We start from the raw sequence: 22,701 nt of genomic DNA, 5'->3' as shown, positions 1-22,701 counted from the left end.
CAAAGGACACTTTACACTCTATCGATAGTGAATAGTGAAGAATGAATAGTGAAGAGTGAAGAATGCCTAAAGAAGGATATAACTAAAAAGAGAGACTTTCCTAAGATGGGAAGTCTCTTTTTTGTTTTTGTCATTAGTTAATAGGTATTAATCACTATGTTAATAACTTTATTTGTTTAGAATAAATAAAAATAATACTTTTGTGCCTGAAATTAATCTTAATAAAAATTATATGAAGAAAGTAATTCTATCAGCCCTTGTAATAGGGGGATTCTTTGCAGTATCCTGCTCCAAAGATGATGACAAACCAGCACCTGCTCCTGCTCCTGAGCAGAAAAATGTACCTACCAATCAAGAAGCGTTCTCAGGCTCTTATAAGTTGGGTAATGCTGAGGAGGTAAAGACACACTTTACTCGCGTACTCTATGCAGTAGAGAGCAATGAGAAAGATGCGGCTCCTTGGAATGATACCCAATTGGTGTATGACAGCAAAGATCCTCAGGGTAATAACGTCAAGGTAAAACGCTTCCAATTCGTTACTAAAAACGTAGGCGATAATGTCAAAACTATTGATGAGCTTAAAGCAGCCGACGAAAAAGCTGGTAAAACCATGAAGTCCCTTACCGATGGGGTGAAAATCTTTGTGGAGGTGCCTATAGATGCCTCTGGTGCGCTACAAGTGAATAAGGCTTATGTAGGTAACTTAGGCTATAAGACCAAGACAGATGACAAAAGGGTGGAACTTACAGACCCAAGTGTACAAATTGAGTCAATTGATTTTACACTTTCTCGCTTAGAGACCCCTGCCTATAAGGATGTACAGCCAGGTAATCATGAAGGTGCTTCTCGCTACAACGAAGGCTATATCAAGTTCAACCTTACAGCCAAAGTACGTCCTAATGCAACCGCTGAATTCCAAACTTTGGTTGTGAAAGTAGATAGCCCTATTAGTGTAACCCAAATACGTGGTAAGAATGTGGCTAATCGTGCCGTGGCAATTTCTGAAGTAGTAATAGCTAAGAATAGAAAGTAACCAGTATTTCATCTTTGTAAAAACAGAAAAGGCTGTGTATTGCACGGCCTTTTCTTCTATGGTATATGAACAAATATCTTATTTTTGCATGGCTACTGTTATTTTCGGGAATTCTCTCGGCACAAGAACTTATAAAGGGCTATGTGGTAGATGAGCAAAACAACCCAATTGTAGGGGTTAATATTACCCTAAAAGATGGGGTTGGCATAGGGGTAGCCACTGATGTACAAGGCGCCTTTACCCTTTACTTACCGCCGCAAAAGGGCAAAAGTATCTTGGTATTTTCCCATCTGAATTATCAGCCTTACCAGCAACAGGTAAAGCAAGGAGAAGGGATGCTCTATGTAATGCTGGAGCCTAAGGTAACCGCCCTTTCACAAGTGGTGGTACAGGGGAAAACACCGCTGATGAAGCTCAAGGAGTCAGAGTTTGCCGTCTCTACAATTGATCTGAAGGCCTTTCACAATTCCAGTAGTGACCTACCGCAGGTCTTGGATAAGATTTCAGGGATCAAGGTACAACAGAGTGGAGGCTTGGGTTCTCAGATGAACCTCTCGCTCAATGGTTTCCGTGGCAATCATGTAAAGGTCTTTGTCGATGGCGTACCTATGGAGGGCATGGGGCCTACCCTACAGCTGAACAATATCCCACTGAACAATGCCGAGCGTATAGAGGTCTATAAGGGTGTGGTGCCTACCCACCTGAGTTCCGATGCACTGGGGGGTGCGATCAATATCGTTACCAAAGCTACTGTTAAGCAGTTCTTGGATGTTTCCTATTCCTATGGCTCTTTCAATACCCATAAGACTTACCTGAATGCCTCCTATAGTTGGAAGAATGGTCTTTCCTTGGGGGTGAATGCCTATCAGAACTATTCGGATAACAACTATTGGGTTAAGGTAAAAATATTGGATTTCTCAACCAATACTTATAGTACGAATAAGCAACGGGTAAGGCGTTTCCATAACCAATATCACAACGAGAGTGTAGCCCTAAAGCTCGGCGTATCGGATAAGTCCTTTGCCGATAGGCTTTTCTTAGGCTTTGTATGGGCGAATCTCTATGACCAAGTACAGCATGCGGCCGATATGGATAAGGCTTTTGGAGATAAGTATCGCCAGGCAACGACTCTTATGCCTACGCTTTTCTATAGTAAGAAAGATCTTTTTATACCTGACTTTAACCTCTCACTACAGGCCAACTATAACTTTGGCGAATCGCACAACGAAGATACAGGTCGCTACCGCTACAATTGGCTGGGTGAGCGCAAAGCAATGGCCAAGCCAGGCGAACAGCAGCTTTCTGACTATCGCTTTAAGAATCATAACGCTTTGGTATCCCTTACCATGGCTTATCATTTTTTAGATAGGCATACGGTGGAACTGACCGATACCTATACATTCTTTAATCGTACAGGGTATGATCGTTTTAGGGAGTTCTTTACCAAGCTACCGACCCGTACTGACAAGAGTGTGCTGGGGGTCAGTTACAAATACCAGTCCGAGAGGTGGAATGCTACGGCTTTCTACAAGAGCTATTGGAATGATGTTAAGGCTTTTTATACCTCTCAGCAGAATCGTCCCTTGGGTGAGTTTTCTTACCAAACCGAGGCTAATGGCTATGGACTGGCTGCAACCTATCGCTTTACAAAGTCTTTTCAGCTAAAGTCTTCAGTAGAAAATGCCTTGAGGCTACCAACCAGTCGTGAACTCTTTGGCATTGGCGATGGGATAGAATCACAGAATCCTGCCCTGCGCCCCGAACGTAGCTGGAACCTGAATTTGGGCAGTAGTCTTTCACAGAACTTTGGGGAGGATCACCAATTGGTTTGGGATGTGAATTTGGCGCGCCGTCAAGCGACCGATTTTATCAATCGTCGCAACCGTAATGGGATCTTTGTAACTGAGAACTTTGGTGATGTACAAGTGCATGCCGCTGATACTGAGCTGCGCTATTTCTTTCGGCAAAAGCTCTCGACTGGGGTGAGTGCTACTTATCAGGATATGCGTAACAAACAGCGCTATATAGAGGAAAACGGACAGCGTAAAGAACACTATTTCTACAATGAGCGCCTGCCTAATATTCCTTATCTCTTTGGCAATGCTGATCTTAGCTATACCTTTGACAAGGTAGGGGAGGATAATAAACTGATATTGACAGCTTTTGCTAACTATTTTCATTCCTTTGCCAATGACTGGCAACGCTATCAGGCAGCTGAAGAGGTGCCCAGGCAGCTGACACTGGACTTCTCGGCCAACTATAGTCTCAAGGGGGGGCGATATAACCTTTCCTTTGATATAACGGATATTTTAGATACTGATCGCTATGATAATTATAACTTACAAAAACCAGGACGTAGCCTTGCCGTTAAGCTACGTATGTTTTTGCAATAATAAGAATTAAAGAAATAAGAAAATGGCAACAAATAGAATCTTTTTGTATGCCCTGACAGGGCTACTCTCTTGGAGTTGTTCCAAGAATGACGAACCTAAAGGAGGGGATGATAGTACTCCCTCTGGAACAGCCACCTCCACTCCCTATGTGCTGATACTAGGGACGGAGAATAACTCCTATGTATTTCCTAATGCACCATCTTTCGATACAGGTACTTACGACTCGGCAGCCAATTCCAAAGATGCTATACAGATGCAGGGTGACCGCCGTATTCACTTCTATAAGGATAAGTACCTCTATACCTTTGTCTATAACCGTGATGACCCGGGTAAGTCAGCTTCCTTTGAGCGCAAGGCAGGCAAGCTCTCCAAGCGTAAGGAGTACGACCTGAAGAACTCTATACAAGCCCGTACAGACTTTGGGACAAATGTGGTGGGTACTTATTCCGATAGGGAATACTTTCCTAAAGAGGCCGTAAGCCCTACTTCGGTGAAGTTTTTTCGCTTCGATACCACTTCCGATGCTGTAAGTGACCCTATAGAGTGGGATTCTAAGAATTTTGATAATATAGGTGAGGTGGCTTATATCACCGACCTAAGGCAATACAAGGACTATCTACTGGCAGCCATTCGCCCTATCAAGGCCTATCTGGACGAAGGGGTTTTCCCACAGACCAAATTACTCTTAGAGAGTCGACATACCCATACAACTTATATAGGAGTCTTTGACCATAATTTTCGTTTGGTAAAAGTTATCAAAGGCGACAAAGGTACAGGTGTGATAGGCGGCCTAATTAAAGCTACTGGTAAGAGTGGTGTAGAGGTCTTGGATAACGGAGAGGTGTATGCCTTTGCTGCGGCTTTCAATGCCACTGACAGACCTTCAGCTGTGCTCAAGGTCAATGTGGAGAATGGTAGTTTTGATGATGCCTATTTTGTGAATCTTACCCAAAAGAGTGGTAACCGAAAACTTTTCCGTACTCATTACTTAGGAGGGACACGTTTTTGCTTGCAGTTTTTTGACAAAATAGGCTTAGATGTAACAGAATTCGGCGATGCATCGGGGAAGGCTAGTAAGTTTGCTATTTTTGATGTAGCCACCCAGCAGCTGGATATGCTCACAGGCGAGCCTGAGCACATCAATAGTATCACTGACCCTTATGTGGATAAGGTGCAACAGAAGATCTATTTTGGAATCAATACTGATAATACTGATCCCACTATCTATGTCATTGATGCCAATGCCAAAACCATAAGCAAAGGACTTGTTATCAAAGGACAAGAAGTCAGAGCACTGGGGGTAATGAAAAGTGAATAATGAAAAGTGAAGAGTGAAAAACTATTCATTCTTCACTCTTCATTTTTCGCTTTTTTTGTTTCTTCTTAAAAAAAATAAAAAAAATAAGTGAAAGTAAAAATAAAAGTGTATCTTTGTACCTCAGAAAATAATATACACGACGTAAATAATAATTACTAAAAGATGATACGAAAAATCATTAGTAAGTGGCTCTTTTTAAGTATTTTAGCTCTTCCTTTTGCAGGAATAGCAGCCCCAGAAGAAGCGCCTTCTTCTGCTGAGGAAGAGGATTATACAAGCATTGTTATGCACCACATTGCCGATTCTCACGATTATCACCTATTTGACTGGAATGGTCACCCTGTGAGTCTCTCGCTACCTATTATCCTTTGGACAGACCAAGGTTTGGTTACTTTCCTTTCTAGCGAATTTCATCATGATGATAAGGGAGCAGTAGTGGTAAACAAAGGGAATCAATACTTTATCCGTGTACATGGGCAAATCTACTACACTGATGCTCAGGGACAAATCTCCTATGATGAGAATCACCAAGTAACGAATGCAAGGCCATTGGATTTTTCTATTACCAAGAACGTATTGCTACTTTTCCTTATTGCTTTTCTTATGGTGCTAGCCTTTACTTCTGTGGCGCGTTCTTACAAAAAGAACTCCAGAGCACCTAAGGGGCTTGCAAACCTTTTGGAAACTCTTGTAGTCTTCGTACGTGATGATATTGCTCTTCCCAATATAGGTAGCAAAAAGTATGAACGCTATATGCCTTATCTGCTTACTGTCTTCTTTTTGATTCTTATAGGAAACTTATTAGGATTGGTGCCTATTATCTCTGGTACCCTCACCAATGACATTATATTCACAGGAACTTTAGCGCTGCTTACTTTCCTTGTCACTACCTTCAGTGGGAATGGACACTATTGGAAGCATATCTTCGCTACCCCAGGAGTACCTGTATGGTTAGCGCCTATTATGATTCCAGTGGAAGTGATTGGGATGCTTACCAAGCCTTTCTCCCTAATGATACGTCTTTTTGCCAATATCACAGCAGGGCATATCATCATATTGAGCTTGGTAGGGCTTATCTTTACTTTCAAGACCGTTTTGGTATCTCCTGTATCGGTAGGTTTTGCTCTCTTCATTAGTATCTTGGAGCTATTGGTAGCTTTTATCCAAGCCTATGTATTCACCTTGCTTTCCGCCTTATTCATAGGAGGGGCAGTAGCTGAAGATCATCACTAATATAGAAAAAACATTCTAAAAATAAGTAAACATTAATACATTAAATAAATTAAATTATGGGATTAGCAGGAATTGGAGCTGGTATTGCAGCTCTTGCAGCAGGAATTGGTATTGGTAAGATTGGATCTTCCGCTATGGAAGGAATTGCTCGCCAACCAGAAGCAGCTTCTAAGATTCAAGGTGCGATGATTATCGCTGCAGCACTTATCGAAGGGGTTGCCCTCTTCGCTGTGGTAGTTGCTTTGGTAAAAGCTTAAGCCGCAGAAAAAGAAAACCGTTCTGTAACGGTTGGTTACAGAACGGTTCTTTAAAACCAAGAAATCATTACGAAAAAAGAAAAATAAAAATACATGAATATCATCCATCCTGAAAGTCTTAGTTTTTGGACACTGATTGTCTTTGTCTGCTTATTACTCTTGCTTCGTGCTTTTGCGTGGAAGCCTATCCTTAAGGCGTTGAAAGAGCGTGAAACCTCTATCAATAACGCTTTGGAGGCAGCCGATGAGGCAAAGAAGGAAATGGCAAACCTTAAGGCTGACAATGAAAAACTCTTGGCTGAGGCACGACAAGAGCGAGATGCCATTCTCAAGGAAGCACGTGAGATTAAGGAACGTATCGTCTCCCAAGCTAAAGAAGAAGCACACCAAGAAGGGGCTAAGCTGATTGCTCATGCAAAGACCTCGATAGAGAACGAAAAGAAAATGGCTATTGCCGAAATAAAACAGCAAATTGCCACTCTTTCTCTTGATATAGCTAAGAAAGTGCTTACTAAGGAACTTGCCGCAGAGGTAAAACAAGAGAAACTCGTAGAAAGTTTGTTGAACGAAATTAACATCAAATGATACACTCCAGCAAAGTAGCCAAGCGATATGCTAAAGCGCTTTTAGACTATAGTATAGAGAAGCACGAGGAAGATAACTTCTTCCAAGAAATATCTTCTTTGGTAGAGGTCGTACGCGAAAATCCAGACCTTCGAGCACTCTTACACTCTCCTATAGTGAGAATGGAGATAAAGCATAAGGTGCTACAAGAGGTTTTCTCTCAGAGATCGGCTATACTAAATCTCTTTATAGAAATACTTGTAGAAAATAAGCGTGTCTCTGATCTCTATGATATAGCACGTGAATATGTGATACAATACAATCGTTATAAGGAGAAAACAACCGTATACTTGACTACTGCAGTGGAACTACCTCAGAGGCTTAAGGAGCAGTTTGTTCAGAAAGCTATAGCCCTAAGTGGTCACAAGAATATTACTTTGGAGAGCAAGGTAGAACCACAACTCATAGGTGGTTTTATTCTCCGTATAGATGACTTGCAATACAATGCAAGCATCGCTCATAAGCTATACGGTATCCGTGAGCAATTGAGTGAAAATGTTTATTAGAGTTTATACAAGTGTTTGTAAGAGGCTGTCCAAGGGATAGCCTCTTTATTTTTTTATAGAGAAAAACTTTTTGTACTATACTTGCGTTTCATAAGAAAAGTTGTAATTTTGCACCCCTTTTTGAACAAATTACCATGAAGATGATACGCCAACTTTTCCCCTTAGCCATAGGGGGTATAGCCTTAGGAAGTACTGAATTTATCCCCATGGGGCTTATGCGTACTATGGGGCAGAGCCTTGCGCTAAGTGATAGTGAGGTAGGTAACTTTATTGCTGCCTATGCCATAGGGGTGGTGGTAGGCGCTCCTACGCTTGTAGGGCTGAGTACCCGTTTTCAGCCACAGCGAGTGCTGATTGCCCTGATGTTGCTTTTTACCCTTTTCAATGGACTTTTTGCCCTTATGCCTTCTTATCCCTTTTTGTTGGTAGCGCGCTTTTTCTCTGGCTTACCTCATGGAGCGTTCTTTGGAGTAGGAGCGATTGTAGCCAAGCAGTTAGCACCCAAGGACAAGGAAGCTATGGCTATTTCCGTTATGTTTGGAGGGCTGACGATAGCCAACCTCTTGGTGATTCCACTTTTTACCCATTTGGGAGGGGTACTTGGCTGGCGTCCTGTGATGGGTATGATAGCCACTTTGGGACTTATTACAGCCTTATGTATCTTTTTGTTTTTGCCTAAAGTGGATTATGATAAGAATAAGACTCTATGGGAGGAGTTGAAGCACTTCTTTTCAGTGCCTTCCATGCTGTTGCTTGTAATCACAGCTTTTGGTTGTGGAGGGTTATTCTCATGGCTAAGTTATATAGAGCCGCTCATGCTAGATCATGCAGGCTTGGCAAAGAGCCAAATGCCTACACTGATGATTGTAGTGGGATTGGGTATGGTAGTAGGGAATTTCTTTGGAGGTTGGATTACTGACAAATTACACTTGGTACGAGCCAGTGTGGTGGTGTTTGTCTCTATGATCAGTGTATTGCTCATTGTATTTTTCTTCTCTCACCTGCTATGGTTGGCATGGGGATTGACCTTTGTATGTGCTGTGGTGGCCATGTCGGTAGGAGCACCACTGAATATGATGATGTTCCGCGTCTCTCCTCAAGCTCAGATGATGGGTGCGGCCTTTATGCAAGCCGCTTTTAATCTCGCCAATACCTTGGGCGCTTATCTCGGTGGCAAGCCTTTGGATTATGGCTATACGGCTAATTATCCGTCCTTGGTAGGGGCAGGTATGGCATCGGCAGGGTTCCTCTGTGCTATTCTCCTATACACTAGGTATGGAAAACTATTTAGGAACGACCACTAATCTATCTTTAGTCTTTATTATCTGCTACAAAGCCCCATTTGCAAGAGGAAGCATTAGATCAGTGTTATAGCTTTCTTTTATAGTAGGAGAGGTAAATATCGTTTTTATCTCTAGGGTGTTAAAAAATGGGTTTGGTGTCCTTTTTTTTGCTATTTTTGTAGCAATGAAAAAGGCAACAAGCGGTATAGCGATTCTCCTGAGCGTTGTCTTCTTGTACAATGCAATACTTAGCGGGTATTACCTTTCGTGTTTTCTGCTAAGCAAAGGAGCTTTTGTGGCTGCTTATTGCCAGAATAAGGAACGACCACAGCTACATTGTGAGGGAGCTTGCAAGTTTGCTCAGCTGACCAAAGAGCAAACTGATACGCCTGTTTCACAGCAAAAGGTCTTTGTCCTTCCCGAAGTTTTCTTTCAGGAATTTCCCCAATGGGAGCTGGTCAATTTTTCTACTTCTGTAAGTCATTGCTATTATTATACTTCTCTCACAATGCAGGAAGTTATCTTCCCTGAGTGGCAGCCACCTACTATCTGTAAAATTCATCAGTACAAAACAGCACTAAAGTACTCTCTTTAACCATAAATTCCTAAACAACTAAAATTCTAAAAAGAAATCCAATGAAAAAGTTTAAATATATCTTAGCAGCTGCTGTGGCAGCTGTAGCCTTAGTGTCTTGCTCCAAAGACGATAAGAAAGAAGAAAAACCAGTTGCCCCTCCTGTAGCTCCTAAGACCGTAGCAGAGCAGAAGGTAGACACTTATACCGTACGCTTAGAAAGCCCTACAGGTACCTTTGTAATGGGCTATAATGATGTATCCCTCTCCGTAGTAGATGCCGCGGGGAAAGAGGTAGCTGTAGAAGCAGCTACTTTCACCCCTTGGATGGATATGTTCAAAGGCGATGGCAAAGGAGGTTTCTCTAAAGAAATTATGCACACTCATACTTGTCCTCATACTGCTTTGGATAAGGAAGGCAATGTATGGCACTCCAAGGTGCTCTTTCAGATGAAGACCGCACCTTCAGGGGTTTGGTTTGGGAAAGTGACTTTCAAAGTAGGTGGTAAGGAACACAAAACAGACCGCTTGGATTTTACAGTGGTAGAGCAAACTAACAAAGCCTTAGGAAAGGTGCATAACTTTAGAGTCTTTACTGAAGGAGGAAATCCTAAGGGACAGAAACATATCTATGCGGTGATAGCGCCAGAGCACCCTAAGGTAGGAGAAAATGACTTGGTATTGGGTATTTGGAAGGTGCAAAGCATGGAAAGCTTCCCTGAAGTGGAAGGACTTACGGTGGGAGTGGCTGTAAAAGATGCTACCGGAAAGGAACTCTCTACCACTACACTTAGCTATAAGGACAAGTTCTACAGAGGAAAAGTTACTTATCCAAAAGCTGGAGAATACACTCTTTCCTATACGCTTAAGGATGCCCAAGGAAAGGCTATACAACCACAAGATAATGATAAAAAAGATATTTCCATAGCTACAACTATTCAATTCTAATCTGTTAGTTAGCTAAATAAATAGTAAATTTGCCAATGGGTCAATGGATTATTGACGCATTGGCAAATTTGCTTATTGACTCATTGAGCTATGGTTTTTGAGCGATAATAGCTACTGCGTCTAAGTTGTCTTGGTGCTTACGGAAACATTCTTTCATTTTTTTGACCCGTTTTCTTATTTCGGGGAAGCGTAGTAGGTTGAAGGTGATTAAGAGGACTCTGAGCCAACCTTCGTCCTGAATCATACGACTACGCTCCAAAAGCAACATGGGATTGTGCGCTACCTTAATAATCTTAAAGCCTTGTTCTTCCAAAAGGGCTGTCCACTCAAGAGCTGTCATAGGGCGGGCATGTACACGAATGGTTTCACTTAGTTCCCTATAGATATCTTCCTTGATTTCTTCACTGACACTATCAGGTGCTATACCCAGTTCGTGTATGCCATAATAGCCTCCACTCTTTAGAATACGAAAGGCTTCAGCTATGATTGCTTTCTTTTGCTCTAAGGGTTGCATGGTGAGCATAGCCTCGCCATATACCTTATTAGCATAAGCATCGGGGAGGGTGCTTTGAGCGGCATTGGCATTGATAATCTTTGCCTTGTCGTATTTGATACGTTTGCGCGCAATAGTAGCAGCTTCTTCATTTAGATCAACGCCTGTATAGCTCTTGGGGCGATAGCCACAGGCGATATTGGCTGTAAATCCCAATCCTGGAGCAAACTCCACTATATCATCTTCGGGAGTAATCTGAAGTCCTGCTATGAGTTTCTCAGTGAGTTCTCTTCCTCCTGGACGCAATACCCGTTTTCCTAATTTCGCAAGCATCCAGTGTCCTTGGTGCTCATTGAACTTATTTTCTGTGTTCATAATGGATAATTTTTGTGCTACAAAGGTACAAAAAAAGAGTGAATAGTCTTTATTTATTTTGAATAAATTTAGTGATTAATGATTAGTCATCACCTCATCTTCTTCTAATCCCTCAAAGGGTACATTCTCATATTGATTAAAGACTTTTAGGGTATCGTTTTGGGGAGAACGGAAATCGTAGTCAGCTTGTAGAGAAACCTCTTTGATACCTAGCCATTGGGCAAATCCGTCCAAGAAATGGAATGCCGACTTATCAGCTCTGAGAACTTTGTGCTGGGTGTCATCGCTCGATAGGAGCACGAAGGGTACACGATAACAAGCCTTGTTGGGATTTGTATCACCATGAGTGAGAGAGGCAAACATGGAATCCCTGTCCTGGGTCATTAGTCCATGGTCAGAAAAATAGAGCATACTGAAGGGAGCTCCCTGCTGTTGTAATAGTTGGTAGATATTTGCTAGTAAGGTATCAGTTTGTTCTATCGTTTGGATATAAGCGGAAACTTTACGATTGTAATAATCGTAGTGTATAGAGTGTTCTAAGCGCGCCTCAAAATTCATGTGTGACCCCATGGTATGTAGGATAAAGAGGCGAGGAGAGGTGCTTTTTTTTGCTCAAAGATTTACTTAAAAGAGGTAGAAGAATGCTGTCAGGGTAGTTCATAGAGGCGTAGTCACCTTTTTTGGTAAATTCCTTATGGTCACATAGAAAAGCTAGCTTCGCGATAGGAGTGTCCCAGCTTCCTGAGATCCCTTGGTTGGAAAACCAAAAGGTCTCGAATCCTGCTGTTTTGGCTAAAGTGATGATGTTGTTGATATAGACAAGGTCCTTTTCCCCTTTCATTTGCACGAAAGAGCGCAACAGGGAGGTGGTAGTATTGGGTGCTGTAGCCGTATAGCCGTCGATGATTGTACCATAAGCTTTGTCTAAAAAGGGGGTATTATTCTCTGGAAAGCCATAGAGGTGCATATAGTCCTTGCGGACACTCTCGCCTATGACCAAGACATAATTCTGATATTTGGGTTGACTAGAAGTAATCTGCCAAGTAGGGGAGCCCTCTATACCCTTGTTGAGTTCCTCCTTGAGGGTATGGTATTCTTGTATATTATCATAGATAGAGGCATAGAAAGAGACAATAGCTGTACGAGAGAGAGACCACTTGAAAGCTTGATATTCTTTCATCTTCGCCAAAGGGCGATAAAGGGTTAGTCCGATAGCTATAATGCCCATGGCTATGGTAATAAATGATTGTTTCTTACTGTGAGGGTAAGTTTTTTTCTTGCCCAAGTAGAGGATATACCCTCCCAGAAGAAGAGTGAATAGGGAGATAAGATACGAATAAAGGGGGAGGGATTGAACGAACTCCTTAGATTCCTGCAAATCAGTCTCAAAAAAAGCTCCGATCATGGTAGCAGGGGGATGCCCAAACCAAATAATCTGAGGGAGGAAAAGTACACAGGTGATCAGTACAAACAGAAATACGATAAAAAACACCCAATAAGAGAGTCTCCTAAGAGTTAGGAAAATAAGGAAAGTTGCTAGTATGCCATAGAAAGCAGGTCCCATACCTAAGGCAAAGGGAATCCCAACAGAAAAAATTAGTAGTAGCCACTCGAAGGCATATTGCTTGAAAAAAGAAATGAGTTTTTGCATTTTAAGAAAATGAGTTAACGAGATAATTTGTCAATGACAACAATATGTTGATTAAGGTGCAAAAATACGAATTTAATCACAACGGCTCACTGTCGTCTGTCTCCTGTATGTTATTCAAAAATACTTTCTATTTTTTCGCTGATTAAAATAAAATATATTTTTATTTTGTTGTTTCAGAAAAAAATTGTACTTTTGCACCAACTTTTTATAAAAAACATTTATTTTAAATTGCTAATGTATGAAATTTGAAACTACCGCTATACATGGGATTCGTACCACAGAAAAAGGAGTAGAGAAGTGGAGTAGCTGTATCAATATGGCTTCTACCTTTCCACTTAATGAGTTTGGGGTAACCCAGGAGTTTGAATACAGTCGTGTTTCCAATCCTACCCGTAAGGAGTTTGAAACCCTGATTGCCAAATTAGAGAGTGGTAAGCATGGTTTTGGCTTTTCTTCTGGAATGGCTGCCACGACCTCTCTTTTTACTATTTTTGAGGCAGGTGACCACTTTGTTTTTGGCCTGGACATCTATGGAGGGACATTCCGTATCATGAAGGATGTTTTTGCTAAATTTGGTTTGGAGGCAACTTATGTAGATACGACCGACTTGGATAATATTCGTAAAGCCATACGCCCCAATACCAAGGGGATTTTCATAGAAACCCCTTCCAATCCGCTTTTGGATGTTACCGATATACGCGGTACAGTAGCCATTGCCAAAGAGCATGGGCTACTAACCATAGTGGATAACACTTTCCTCTCTCCCTACTTGCAACGCCCCTTAGAATTGGGCGCTGATATAGTAGTACATAGTGCTACCAAATACCTCAGTGGTCATAACGATATTATAGCGGGAGCAGTGGTAGTTAATGATGATACCTTGGCTGAAAAAATTAGTTTTGCTCAGGTGGCCATAGGGGCGCTGATCTCTCCATTTGATAGCTGGCTACTTATACGCAGTATCAAGACCCTCAAGGTACGTATGGACTATGCTCAGGCAAATACCCTCAAACTCATAGAATTCTTACAAGGACACCCTGCTGTAGAGAAAGTATATTACCCAACCTTGCCAAGTAATAAGGGCAAAGCTATCCAAGAGAGCCAAGCCTCAGGAGCAGGTGCTGTATTTTCTTTTGTGATGAAAGATGAGAAGAAGGTAAAGACTTTCTTCGAGGCGCTTCGAGTAGCCCTCTTTGCGGTGAGCTTAGGCGGGGTAGAGACCCTAGTGACCCACCCTAGTACCCATACTCATACCGAGTTTCCAGAAGAGGAAAAGGTAGCACGGGGAGTTACTCAAACCCTTGTACGTGTAGCGGTAGGTATAGAACATATAGATGACCTTATTGCCGACTTTAAGCAAGCCTTAGAAAAGTAAAATCGCGTAAGCGAGTATATGAGTAAAAATAAAAGAATAACGCCGATGATGACCAGCCTGTCTTTATCGGTGTTTTTTATTACATTGGCAAATTAGCAAATTATTTCGTATTTTTGCGCCCCAAAACAATAAAGAATGCAAGCTTACAAAGACCTTCTCAATCATATACTTACCCACGGACATAGCAAAGATGACCGTACTGGTACAGGTACTATCAGTGTGTTCGGTTATCAGTTACGCCATAACCTCCAAGAGGGTTTCCCCTTGCTAACCACCAAGAAAATCCACCTAAAATCGGTCATCTATGAGTTGTTGTGGTTTCTCAAGGGAGATACCAATATCCACTATCTCACTGAGCATGGGGTACGTATCTGGAACGAGTGGGCAGATGAGAAAGGAGACCTTGGTCCTGTATATGGAGCGCAGTGGCGCAATTGGAATGGGGAAGGGATAGACCAAATAGCAGAGGTGCTCCACACCCTTAAGACGAACCCTGATAGTCGCCGTATGGTGGTTTCGGCATGGAATCCTTCGGTGATGCCCGACACTTCGGTGTCTTTTGCTGAGAATGTGGCACATAACAAGGCTGCACTGCCTCCCTGTCATGCACTATTTCAGTTTTATGTGATGGATGGTCGCCTCTCCTGTCAGCTCTACCAACGTAGTGCAGATGCCTTCTTAGGGGTGCCCTTCAATATTGCTTCCTATGCTCTACTCACACAAATGATGGCACATGTGACAGGATTACAAGTAGGGGAGTTTGTTCATTCCTTTGGAGATCTACACATCTATAAAAACCATTTGGAGCAAGTGGAACTACAACTCAGTCGTGAGCCACGTCCACTGCCTACCATGAAGCTCAACGAAAAAGTAAAAGACCTCTTTGCTTTTGACTACCCTGATTTTACCCTTGAGGGCTATGATCCATATCCAACTATAAAAGGAAAAGTCTCAGTATAGTGACTAATGACTAGTGATAAATACTCTATGAAAATAGCAGAAAAGAAGAAACGTAAAGAAGCCCGAAAGGTATTGGCTCAAAAAGAGTTAGATGACTTTAGGGCTTCTTTGCCTATGGAGGAAAAGCATTTTGTAGCACTTTTTCATTTTTTAGAAAAGGCTTTACAGGAGCATCCTTGTAATCATACACTAGGAAATACTACTCTTTTTCTTACAGAAAAAAAGGTGCCCGATCCAGAAAAAGTGATTACTTGGCTTACTTCCCATGGGGGCTATTGTGATTGTGAGGTGCTCTACAATGTAGAGGAGCAGTTTGATTATTTAGGGCATACTTCCAATGAAGAGCCTCTTAAACTCAATAAGTTCGAGGAAAATATTTTAGAGAAGAAAAAGAAAATCAATGCACTCCCTTCTGAGTATGATTTTCCTTTTTCTACAGTTCCTGCTCCATGGAAGTTATCCCAAAAGGAAGCACAAGGAAAGCAGGAGTATCTACTCCAGTTAGGGAAAGGATTCAATGCTTGTATAGTGATGCTAAAGCTGGATTTTCCGAAGGAGAAACTCTCGCAAGAGGACTATTTCCTCTCCCAATGGAAAGTCTTTACGGGTATCAAATCTCCTAAGGGTTTGGAACAAGAAATTTTGGAGGTGGGAGTTCATCAGTACATTGTTGTTAAGTCCAAGGAATATACACCTGTTATGGTTTTTGTGATTCCCAAAGGAGACAAACTAGGTTACTTGATTGTGCAGACAGAGCTTTCTCGTTATAGAAATGACCTAAAAGAGATAGAAAGACTACTGAGAGGATAAAAAAATGCCGTGAGAATTTCACGGGTGAAGAAAAATGTGTATATTTGTGCGCTAAATAGAAGTGTTATGTTGCTAAGATTCAAGATACAAAATTTTCTTTCTTTCTATAAGGAAACCTCTTTTGATATGTTTCCCAACACTAAGCGTGAAAAACTTTTGCATCATATATACAATGAGGAGGTGCCACTGCTTAAACAAGCAGCTATCTATGGGGCAAATGGGGCAGGTAAATCCAATTTTGTCAAGGCTTTACACTTTCTTCGTCATTTCGTAAAGGAACAGGATTTTCTAAAAAATATAGATATAGAGGATTATTTTTTTCAGCTTGTTGCTAAAAAAGAGGACAAGATTTCTTTTGAAATAGAGTTTTCCCATAACCAAAAATATTACTTCTATAAGGTAGCTATAGGAAAGGAAGCCGTAGAAGAACAGTTGTTTCTTTCAGGAATAGGAAAGCAGGAGGATACCCTTGTCTTTCACCGAAAAGGTGAGGAAATCATAGCCCCCTCTTTAGAAAATGAAAAGGCTGTTTATCAGTTACTTTCGCTTAACCCTAAGGCGTCCCTACTACCTTTGAATATGAAATTCCCCATTTTTTCTTCTCAAGAGCTTAAGGACGTATATGATTGGTTTTCTCACAAGGTGCAGATAGTTACAATTAGTAGTATTATCCCTACACTTATACATTTGCTCTCTCAAGATAAGAAGATGTTACACTTTACCAATAAGGTATTTGAAAGGATAGGAGTAGGGATAGATAAAATTGCTATTGGTCAGACTCCTTTAGACAAATGGTTATCCCAGAATAAGAATACCCAGCAGATACAACAACTTATAGATAGTGATAGTACGCCTACCAATATTACTCAGATAGAAAATAACAGAAATGTGCTTCATATTGCCATACAAAAAGGGGTAAGTACCATTGAAGAATTACTCTTTTCTCAAAAAGGACAACAAGGATATCAAAAAGAAATGAAGATAGCAGCTCAATCTGATGGGACTGTCAGGCTACTTACCCTTATCCCTGCACTATATGCAGCTATCTGCCAAGGAAAAGTACTATTTGTAGATGAGATAGACAATAGTATTCACCCCAACTTGATGTTTAACCTACTGAGATTTTATGCTGACCATCCTTCCAAAGGACAGTTGATATTCACTACTCATACCACTCATTTGCTCAATCAACAAGAACTGATGCGTCCTGATGAGGTATGGCTTACTGAGAAAAAAGAGGGGGCAACCGAGCTATATTCTCTTAATGAATTCAAACTGCACAATACCCTTAATATAGAAAATGGGTATTTGGAAGGTCGTTATGGAGGGGTTCCTGAAATAGAAGAAATGTAAGTTTTATTATGAGAAAATATACCAAAGAAGCTCCTGAAAAAGAGCCTTCTGGTTCTTCCTCACAAAAGCAGAAAAGAGAGGTTTCTAATGGTCTCATACAGTCAAAAGCCCTCTTCAAAGGTTATAGCAAAGCAGAAGGTTGGCGTACTCCCAAAACTTTCTATGTGCTTATTTCAGGAGGAGAAAGGCGAGAAAAGGACTATTTCAAAATGCTTTTATCAGGTGATAAGTTCAAGCGTATTAAGTTATCTTTTGAGGTAGATGCCAAGAGGTTATATCCTGAAGGCTTACTACAGATAGCTATTGATAAGAAGGAATATTATGCTAGTAGTCAGGAAGATGCTCCTGATCATTTCTTTATTATTTCAGATATAGATCATTTCTATAATGATTTGGTAAGAATACAGCCTCAATGTTCCAAAGAGCATATTGGCTTGATTATGAGTAACCCTTGTTTTGAAATATGGCTTTATTATGGTAAAGAGAAAGAGCCTCCCAATGATTTTGTAGCTCCTACAGATAAGCTGAAAATCTCCAAAGCCTTTAAGACTTATCTTGGAACAAAGGTAAAGGGAGGTGTAAATCCTAAACAAGCACTCTATGATATAGAATTAGCTATTGACCATGCTAAAAATCACTATAAAAAAGATGATAAAGGTATCCCTAAACTGTTCTCTACTAATATGTTTGTTTTAGCCTCTCAACTATTACCTCTTATAGATGAGGAACTCTTTTATAGTAACAAGTGACTAATGATAAATTCCCTTGAGATAATTAGTGAATTGACAAATTAATATTATGAAAATATTACACATTGATAGCAATCACCCCCTTATGCTACAGCAGCTTACTGAAGCAGGGTTTGAAAATGATATAGACTACACCAGCAGTAAGGCGGAGGTAGAGGCGAAAATTGCTGCCTATGACGGCATTGTAATTCGTAGCCGCTTTCGTATTGATAAGACTTTTATAGATAAGGCTACGCGGCTGAAGTTTATCGCACGTGTGGGAGCAGGTATGGAGAATATAGATACTGAGTATGCCCAGCAGCGAGGTATTGCGCTGATCTCCTCTCCCGAAGGTAACCGCAATGCAGTGGGGAACCATACCTTGGCGTTACTTTTGGCACTGCTCAATAAGCTCAAGAAGGCAGACCAAGAGATTGCCCACGGGCTTTGGCTTAGGGAAGAGAATCGAGGCATAGAGCTAGATTCGCTTACAGTGGGCATCATAGGTTATGGAAATATGGGCAAGGCCTTTGCCAAGAAGCTACGCGGTTTTGACTGTAAGGTGCTCTGTTATGATATTAAGGAAGGTGTGGGTGATGAATGTGCTACCCAAGTGCCTTTGGAGGTATTCCAAAAGGAGGTAGATGTGGTGAGCCTACATACACCTGAAACACCGCTCACCCTCGGTATGGTCAATGCGGAATTTATAGCCGCTTTTGCCAAACCCTTTTGGCTGATTAACACCGCTAGAGGAAAGAGTGTATGTACAGCCGACTTGGTCAAGGCGCTACAAGATGGGAAAGTGCTAGGAGCTGGTTTGGATGTCTTGGAATACGAACAATCTTCTTTTGAAAACTTCTTCAAGGGAGAGTTGCCAGCGGATTTCACCTATCTGTTGGAGGCGGAGAATGTGATTCTTACTCCCCATATTGGAGGATGGACGATAGAGAGCAAGACCTTATTGGCACAGGTGATAGTGGACAAGATTAAGGCACTGGATCGTAGCCACTCCCTCCCCAAGGATGGCAACGCATAATACGCCTTATAGCGAGCATCCCTCCCTTGAAGAGCCCATGTCGCTTAAGTGCTTCCAATGCATAGGAAGAACATGTTGGGGTAAAACGACAAGTAGGAGGCTTCAAGGGAGAGATGGCTATCTGATAAAAACGCACTAAAAGGACAAAGGGATAGGTGATAAGTTTAAGCATAGTTTATCGCTTTCCTCCTTTTTTGTGGTAGTGTTTTTTCCCACCCTTATGTGTGTGCTTGCTAGCAGGAGTTTCGTCCTTATGGGAGGTGTCTTCTTTCTTAACTTCTTGGCTGGTGGCAGTTGCAGTTTCTTCCTTGGAGATAGGTTTCTCTTCGGGCTTAGCAATAGGTGCTGCTTTAGGCTTGAGAATAGCTTCTGCATCTGTCTTGGTAGCAGCTTCCTCTTTGGATTTGGCACTAGGGGTTGCTTGGGGAGTATTAGCTTGTTTTTCTTTAGCAAAGATGGTATCCACTAAAATAGATTTCTCTTCTGTGTATTTTTGGGCAAAATAGCTACTGTCTTTGGTAGGCTTGGTGATATCCTCTTTTTTTATCTGGCTAAGTTTTTCATTGGCCGAAGAGCGTATATTTCTAATAGTCTCATTGATTTCCTCCAAGGAGGGCGGTGCAGGAATATTTTTTTTACGGTTTTCCACAAAAGGATATTCAGTAATATTCACACTTACGGTAGGGGTAGGCTCCTTGAAGAAGGGAATTTCCTTACTATCATCCTCTTTAGGGACTCCTCCCTCACGGAATTCCTTAAGCATCTTGATCCAAAGACTATGTATGTAGTACACGCCTTTGTAGGCTGGGATTAGCAATACCCCTGTAAAACAGCACCATAGATACTGAATGGATTCGTTATTTCCATAACTGTAATTTTCCACTACATATAGCATTGTATATACAATACTACCTATAATGGCCATCATCATTAGCCAAGAGAATGTTACTAATAGTAGATTTTTCATTGGTAAAATATTTAAATTGTTTAGCTTAATTGTTATATATCAGTTATTTATACAGATTCATAGAAGACCTGAGTATCTGTCATAAGAGATGTTTATTCGATTGGCAAATATAATACTTTTTTTATGAAAAACAAACATTTTCTTCATATAAAAAGTAAAAGGTAATAAGTAAAAGTTTTCAAGAGCTTTTTACCTTTTATTTTTTACTTTTTACCTATTGAAAAAATATCGTACTTTTGCCCCATAAAACCTTATGATGTGAAAATCAATTTTTTTAAGAGTGCTGCTTTGCGACAGTTTGTCTATCGTCCGCGCTACTATACTGAACATGAGGAGCGTAGAGGCTTTAGCATTCCAAAGCATCAGTTTAGAGGGCATGCGATGCGTAGGCAGTGGGATCAGCTAAGAAAACAGAAAAAGGAAGTCAAAAAAGAAACTTCTTCTAGATTGTTATGGCTTATTTTGGCATTATTATTGCTGGCTACCTATTATCTTTTTGATTTTGATTTGTCTTTTTTATTTAAGAAATAATTTTAACCAATGCCCGATATTATACGATTGTTGCCTGACAATGTAGCTAACCAAATTGCTGCAGGAGAGGTTATACAACGACCTGCTTCGGCGGTGAAGGAACTTTTGGAAAATGCTATAGATGCCAAGGCAACCCAGATCAAACTCTACCTCAAGGATGCTGGGCGAACCTTGGTACAGGTCGTGGATAATGGTATAGGTATGTCCCCCACCGATGCAAGGCTCGCCTTTGAGCGACATGCTACTTCCAAAATTCGATCAGCCGATGATCTCTTTACACTCCATACCAAGGGTTTCCGTGGAGAGGCCTTGGCTTCTATCGCTTCTATTGCTCAAGTGGAATTGATTACTTGCCAAGAGGGGCAGGAGGTAGGCACTTCCCTAAGAATAGAAGGAAATAAGATTATAGAGCAAGTGCCTATGGTAGCCAGCCTAGGTACTTCTATTGCGATGAAGCATCTGTTCTTCAATGTACCTGCACGACGTAACTTTCTCAAGTCCGATGCAGTGGAGATGCGTCATATCTTGGATGAGTTCCATCGGGTGGTACTTGCCCATCCGGACTTGCAATTCTCTCTCTTCCATAACGATGTGGAACAGTTTGCCCTACCTGCCACCACCCTACGCAAGCGTATTGTGCAACTCTTCGGTCAGCGGCTCAATGAGCAGCTTATTCCCGTGGAGGAACAGACGGAACTGCTTAAGATACATGGCTTTATTAGCAAAAACTCGTATAGGAAGAACAAGACCTTACAGTTCTTCATGGTTAATCAGCGTTTTATCAAGAACCGCTACTTACATCATGCTGTGGTAAACGCCTTTGAGGGGCTTATCAAGGAGGGCGAACAACCTGAATATTTCCTCCATTTGGAGATAGACCCCAAGCATATAGATATCAATATACATCCAACCAAGACTGAAATCAAGTTCGACAACGACCAAGCTATCTATGCACTGTTGCGCTCGGCTATTAAGCACAGTTTGGGGCAGTTCCATGTGCTTCCTTCTATTGATTTCTCCTTGGACGAGCAGAACGAGGTGCCTTATAGTTACAAAGATAAGGAAGCGCAAGCACCTGTTTATCATGTAGATAGAAATTTTAATCCTTTTAAGATGGATACACCTACTCCTGAAATTTCCAAGCAAGCGCCTGCTCTCTATCCTAAGGCGCCCAGCATTCCTCAGTGGGAACAGCTCTATACAGGTATCCCTTCCAAAGCCAATAAACCTATGGAGGAAGATACCATCGTTGATCCTTTTGAGACTTTCCAGCAGGAGAGTAGGGTACAGACCAGCTTGTATTTCCAAAGGAAATATCTTATTACTTTCTTCAAGGATAAGGTATTATTCGTACATGTAGCCCGTGCTCACCAGCGTATTCTCTATGAGCGTTTTCGTAAGACGATGCTTCAGGGACGCAGCCTAAGTCAGTCATTGCTTTTCCCCTTGGAATTCGAATATACTCCTTCCGAAATCTTGGCGTTACAACCTATGCTCCCAGAGTTACAAAGTGCAGGCTTTATGATAGAGATAGAAGGTAACATGGTACGCTTTACAGGGCTGCCTCCTATGATCAAGGAGAGCCAAGTACAGGCTTTCCTATACGATCTCTTGGAGCGTGCTACGGAGGATATACCCCAAGATATCATCACCCAAGAGGAAATGCTCGCCAAAAGTTTGGCTAAGAGCTTAGCTATAAAAGCAGGACAAACCCTCTCCGCAGAGGAACAGGAACAATTGGTCTATGACCTTTTCACCTGCCAAGAACCCCATTTAAGTCCTTTTGGTAAAAAAATATATACGGAACTCACTGTCGGTGAACTAGAAAGCAGACTTTAATAGTGACCAGTGACTAGTGATTAATGACCAATGACTAATCCCTAAAACCTACTCCCTAATGAAAATACACGAGAACATTTCCCTAAAACCTTATAATACCTTTGGTATAGACCTAAAGGCACCCCTGCTAATAGAAGCCGAAAATGAGGCGGACATTCTAGAGGCACTTTCCCTATATCCTAACTTGAAAGTCTTGGGAGGAGGAAGTAATATACTGCTGACCCAAGCCCCCCAGGTGCCGCTGTTACATATCACCCAAAAGGGTATCACGGTGTCACATGAGATTGATGAGTTTGTCTGGGTACGAGTTGCTGCAGGAGAACTCTGGAGCGATTTTGTAGATTATTGTGTAACACAAGGCTACGGAGGCGTGGAGAACCTCGCCCTGATTTATGGGACAGTAGGAGCTGCCCCC

At 41.5% G+C, this 22,701-nt stretch carries 22 protein-coding genes and 1 pseudogene; 19 read left to right on the top strand and 4 right to left on the bottom strand.

The genetic code is table 11. From position 1 onward, the window contains the following. The first annotated feature begins 232 nt into the window (after positions 1 to 232). From Q0625_RS04835 to Q0625_RS04790, 10 genes are all read left to right on the top strand, one after another. The gene (locus Q0625_RS04835; protein ID WP_298823954.1) at positions 233 to 1,033 is read left to right on the top strand and encodes a hypothetical protein; all 801 of its coding nucleotides are present in this window, start codon (positions 233 to 235) and stop codon (positions 1,031 to 1,033) included. Between the two features lie 65 nt (positions 1,034 to 1,098). Then, entirely contained in the window at positions 1,099 to 3,426 is a 2,328-nt protein-coding gene (locus tag Q0625_RS04830) for a TonB-dependent receptor (protein WP_298823952.1), read from the top strand. A 22-nt stretch (positions 3,427 to 3,448) separates the two neighbouring features. Beyond that, positions 3,449 to 4,744, top strand: a complete 1,296-nt coding sequence (locus tag Q0625_RS04825) for a DUF4374 domain-containing protein (RefSeq protein ID WP_298823949.1) — start codon at positions 3,449 to 3,451, stop codon at positions 4,742 to 4,744. Positions 4,745 to 4,906: 162 nt separating this feature from the next. Next, the gene (gene atpB, locus Q0625_RS04820; protein WP_298823947.1) at positions 4,907 to 5,977 is read left to right on the top strand and encodes a F0F1 ATP synthase subunit A; all 1,071 of its coding nucleotides are present in this window, start codon (positions 4,907 to 4,909) and stop codon (positions 5,975 to 5,977) included. 56 nt (positions 5,978 to 6,033) lie between these two features. Beyond that, on the top strand, positions 6,034 to 6,234 hold the full coding sequence (gene atpE, locus Q0625_RS04815) for an ATP synthase F0 subunit C (RefSeq protein ID WP_298823946.1): 201 nt from the start codon (positions 6,034 to 6,036) through the stop codon (positions 6,232 to 6,234). 93 nt (positions 6,235 to 6,327) lie between these two features. Next, positions 6,328 to 6,819, top strand: coding sequence for a F0F1 ATP synthase subunit B (locus tag Q0625_RS04810; RefSeq protein WP_298823944.1), 492 nt, complete (start codon positions 6,328 to 6,330; stop codon positions 6,817 to 6,819). Then, positions 6,816 to 7,364, top strand: a complete 549-nt coding sequence (gene atpH, locus Q0625_RS04805; protein ID WP_298823942.1) for an ATP synthase F1 subunit delta — start codon at positions 6,816 to 6,818, stop codon at positions 7,362 to 7,364. Before Q0625_RS04810 ends, atpH begins: the two co-directional genes overlap by 4 nt. Positions 7,365 to 7,504: 140 nt before the next feature. Continuing rightward, entirely contained in the window at positions 7,505 to 8,668 is a 1,164-nt protein-coding gene (locus tag Q0625_RS04800) for an MFS transporter (protein ID WP_298823940.1), read from the top strand. A gap of 163 nt (positions 8,669 to 8,831) precedes the next feature. Then, positions 8,832 to 9,242, top strand: coding sequence for a hypothetical protein (locus tag Q0625_RS04795; protein ID WP_298823938.1), 411 nt, complete (start codon positions 8,832 to 8,834; stop codon positions 9,240 to 9,242). A 41-nt stretch (positions 9,243 to 9,283) separates the two neighbouring features. After that, positions 9,284 to 10,168, top strand: a complete 885-nt coding sequence (locus Q0625_RS04790; RefSeq protein WP_298823936.1) for a hypothetical protein — start codon at positions 9,284 to 9,286, stop codon at positions 10,166 to 10,168. 88 nt (positions 10,169 to 10,256) lie between these two features. On the opposite strand, the gene Q0625_RS04785 is transcribed toward Q0625_RS04790, so the two are convergent. Then, complete coding sequence (locus Q0625_RS04785) at positions 10,257 to 11,036, bottom strand: class I SAM-dependent methyltransferase (RefSeq protein WP_298823934.1); 780 nt, start codon at positions 11,034 to 11,036, stop codon at positions 10,257 to 10,259. Between the two features lie 75 nt (positions 11,037 to 11,111). Continuing rightward, positions 11,112 to 12,687 (bottom strand): annotated as a pseudogene (locus Q0625_RS04780) (phosphoethanolamine transferase). A gap of 238 nt (positions 12,688 to 12,925) precedes the next feature. Between Q0625_RS04780 and Q0625_RS04775 the strand changes: the two are divergent. From Q0625_RS04775 to Q0625_RS04750, 6 genes are all read left to right on the top strand, one after another. Then, positions 12,926 to 14,062, top strand: coding sequence for a PLP-dependent aspartate aminotransferase family protein (locus Q0625_RS04775; RefSeq protein WP_298823932.1), 1,137 nt, complete (start codon positions 12,926 to 12,928; stop codon positions 14,060 to 14,062). 135 nt (positions 14,063 to 14,197) lie between these two features. Beyond that, the gene (locus Q0625_RS04770; protein ID WP_298823929.1) at positions 14,198 to 15,022 is read left to right on the top strand and encodes a thymidylate synthase; all 825 of its coding nucleotides are present in this window, start codon (positions 14,198 to 14,200) and stop codon (positions 15,020 to 15,022) included. A 27-nt stretch (positions 15,023 to 15,049) separates the two neighbouring features. Then, a complete protein-coding gene (locus Q0625_RS04765) occupies positions 15,050 to 15,832 on the top strand; it encodes a DUF2695 domain-containing protein (RefSeq protein ID WP_298823926.1) in 783 nt (260 codons plus the stop codon). A 66-nt stretch (positions 15,833 to 15,898) separates the two neighbouring features. Further along, on the top strand, positions 15,899 to 17,185 hold the full coding sequence (locus tag Q0625_RS04760) for an ATP-binding protein (RefSeq protein WP_298823922.1): 1,287 nt from the start codon (positions 15,899 to 15,901) through the stop codon (positions 17,183 to 17,185). Between the two features lie 8 nt (positions 17,186 to 17,193). Continuing rightward, positions 17,194 to 17,934, top strand: a complete 741-nt coding sequence (locus Q0625_RS04755; RefSeq protein WP_298823920.1) for an RloB family protein — start codon at positions 17,194 to 17,196, stop codon at positions 17,932 to 17,934. A 49-nt stretch (positions 17,935 to 17,983) separates the two neighbouring features. Beyond that, entirely contained in the window at positions 17,984 to 18,949 is a 966-nt protein-coding gene (locus tag Q0625_RS04750) for a 2-hydroxyacid dehydrogenase (RefSeq protein WP_298823917.1), read from the top strand. Here Q0625_RS04750 and yidD read toward each other — a convergent pair. Together yidD and Q0625_RS04740 are read right to left on the bottom strand one after the other, a co-directional pair. Then, entirely contained in the window at positions 18,900 to 19,121 is a 222-nt protein-coding gene (yidD, locus tag Q0625_RS04745; protein ID WP_298823915.1) for a membrane protein insertion efficiency factor YidD, read from the bottom strand. The two genes, Q0625_RS04750 and yidD, sit on opposite strands and share 50 nt — an antisense overlap. 3 nt (positions 19,122 to 19,124) lie before the next feature. Next, positions 19,125 to 19,916, bottom strand: coding sequence for a hypothetical protein (locus tag Q0625_RS04740; protein WP_298823913.1), 792 nt, complete (start codon positions 19,914 to 19,916; stop codon positions 19,125 to 19,127). Between the two features lie 258 nt (positions 19,917 to 20,174). Between Q0625_RS04740 and Q0625_RS04735 the strand changes: the two genes are divergently transcribed. The 3 genes from Q0625_RS04735 to Q0625_RS04725 all read left to right on the top strand — a co-directional run. After that, positions 20,175 to 20,447, top strand: a complete 273-nt coding sequence (locus Q0625_RS04735; protein ID WP_298823910.1) for a hypothetical protein — start codon at positions 20,175 to 20,177, stop codon at positions 20,445 to 20,447. 9 nt (positions 20,448 to 20,456) lie between these two features. Continuing rightward, positions 20,457 to 22,286: a DNA mismatch repair endonuclease MutL gene (mutL, locus tag Q0625_RS04730; RefSeq protein WP_298823907.1), complete on the top strand. Its 1,830-nt coding sequence runs from the start codon at positions 20,457 to 20,459 to the stop codon at positions 22,284 to 22,286. Between the two features lie 58 nt (positions 22,287 to 22,344). Beyond that, the coding region (locus Q0625_RS04725; RefSeq protein ID WP_298823903.1) for an FAD-binding protein at positions 22,345 to 22,701 on the top strand (357 nt) is incomplete at its 3' end.

This window comes from uncultured Capnocytophaga sp., assembly GCF_938029845.1.
In the GTDB taxonomy this organism is placed as follows: Bacteria; Bacteroidota; Bacteroidia; order Flavobacteriales; family Flavobacteriaceae; genus Capnocytophaga.
This window is presented reverse-complemented; position numbering and strand designations above follow the sequence as displayed.

What these genes read in the sequence shown, in the direction of transcription:
- Q0625_RS04790 (WP_298823936.1), top strand. Translation starts at nt 9,284, where the DNA reads ATGAAAAAGTTTAAATATATCTTAGCAGCTGCTGTGGCAGCTGTAGCC.
- atpE (WP_298823946.1), top strand. Translation starts at nt 6,034, where the DNA reads ATGGGATTAGCAGGAATTGGAGCTGGTATTGCAGCTCTTGCAGCAGGA.
- atpB (WP_298823947.1), top strand. Translation starts at nt 4,907, where the DNA reads ATGATACGAAAAATCATTAGTAAGTGGCTCTTTTTAAGTATTTTAGCT.
- Q0625_RS04740 (WP_298823913.1), bottom strand. Translation starts at nt 19,916, where the DNA reads ATGAAAAATCTACTATTAGTAACATTCTCTTGGCTAATGATGATGGCC.
- Q0625_RS04775 (WP_298823932.1), top strand. Translation starts at nt 12,926, where the DNA reads ATGAAATTTGAAACTACCGCTATACATGGGATTCGTACCACAGAAAAA.
- Q0625_RS04830 (WP_298823952.1), top strand. Translation starts at nt 1,099, where the DNA reads ATGAACAAATATCTTATTTTTGCATGGCTACTGTTATTTTCGGGAATT.
- Q0625_RS04750 (WP_298823917.1), top strand. Translation starts at nt 17,984, where the DNA reads ATGAAAATATTACACATTGATAGCAATCACCCCCTTATGCTACAGCAG.
- atpH (WP_298823942.1), top strand. Translation starts at nt 6,816, where the DNA reads ATGATACACTCCAGCAAAGTAGCCAAGCGATATGCTAAAGCGCTTTTA.
- Q0625_RS04835 (WP_298823954.1), top strand. Translation starts at nt 233, where the DNA reads ATGAAGAAAGTAATTCTATCAGCCCTTGTAATAGGGGGATTCTTTGCA.
- Q0625_RS04795 (WP_298823938.1), top strand. Translation starts at nt 8,832, where the DNA reads ATGAAAAAGGCAACAAGCGGTATAGCGATTCTCCTGAGCGTTGTCTTC.
- Q0625_RS04770 (WP_298823929.1), top strand. Translation starts at nt 14,198, where the DNA reads ATGCAAGCTTACAAAGACCTTCTCAATCATATACTTACCCACGGACAT.
- yidD (WP_298823915.1), bottom strand. Translation starts at nt 19,121, where the DNA reads ATGCTTAAACTTATCACCTATCCCTTTGTCCTTTTAGTGCGTTTTTAT.
- mutL (WP_298823907.1), top strand. Translation starts at nt 20,457, where the DNA reads ATGCCCGATATTATACGATTGTTGCCTGACAATGTAGCTAACCAAATT.
- Q0625_RS04810 (WP_298823944.1), top strand. Translation starts at nt 6,328, where the DNA reads ATGAATATCATCCATCCTGAAAGTCTTAGTTTTTGGACACTGATTGTC.
- Q0625_RS04800 (WP_298823940.1), top strand. Translation starts at nt 7,505, where the DNA reads ATGATACGCCAACTTTTCCCCTTAGCCATAGGGGGTATAGCCTTAGGA.
- Q0625_RS04760 (WP_298823922.1), top strand. Translation starts at nt 15,899, where the DNA reads ATGTTGCTAAGATTCAAGATACAAAATTTTCTTTCTTTCTATAAGGAA.
- Q0625_RS04765 (WP_298823926.1), top strand. Translation starts at nt 15,050, where the DNA reads ATGAAAATAGCAGAAAAGAAGAAACGTAAAGAAGCCCGAAAGGTATTG.
- Q0625_RS04785 (WP_298823934.1), bottom strand. Translation starts at nt 11,036, where the DNA reads ATGAACACAGAAAATAAGTTCAATGAGCACCAAGGACACTGGATGCTT.
- Q0625_RS04755 (WP_298823920.1), top strand. Translation starts at nt 17,194, where the DNA reads ATGAGAAAATATACCAAAGAAGCTCCTGAAAAAGAGCCTTCTGGTTCT.
- Q0625_RS04825 (WP_298823949.1), top strand. Translation starts at nt 3,449, where the DNA reads ATGGCAACAAATAGAATCTTTTTGTATGCCCTGACAGGGCTACTCTCT.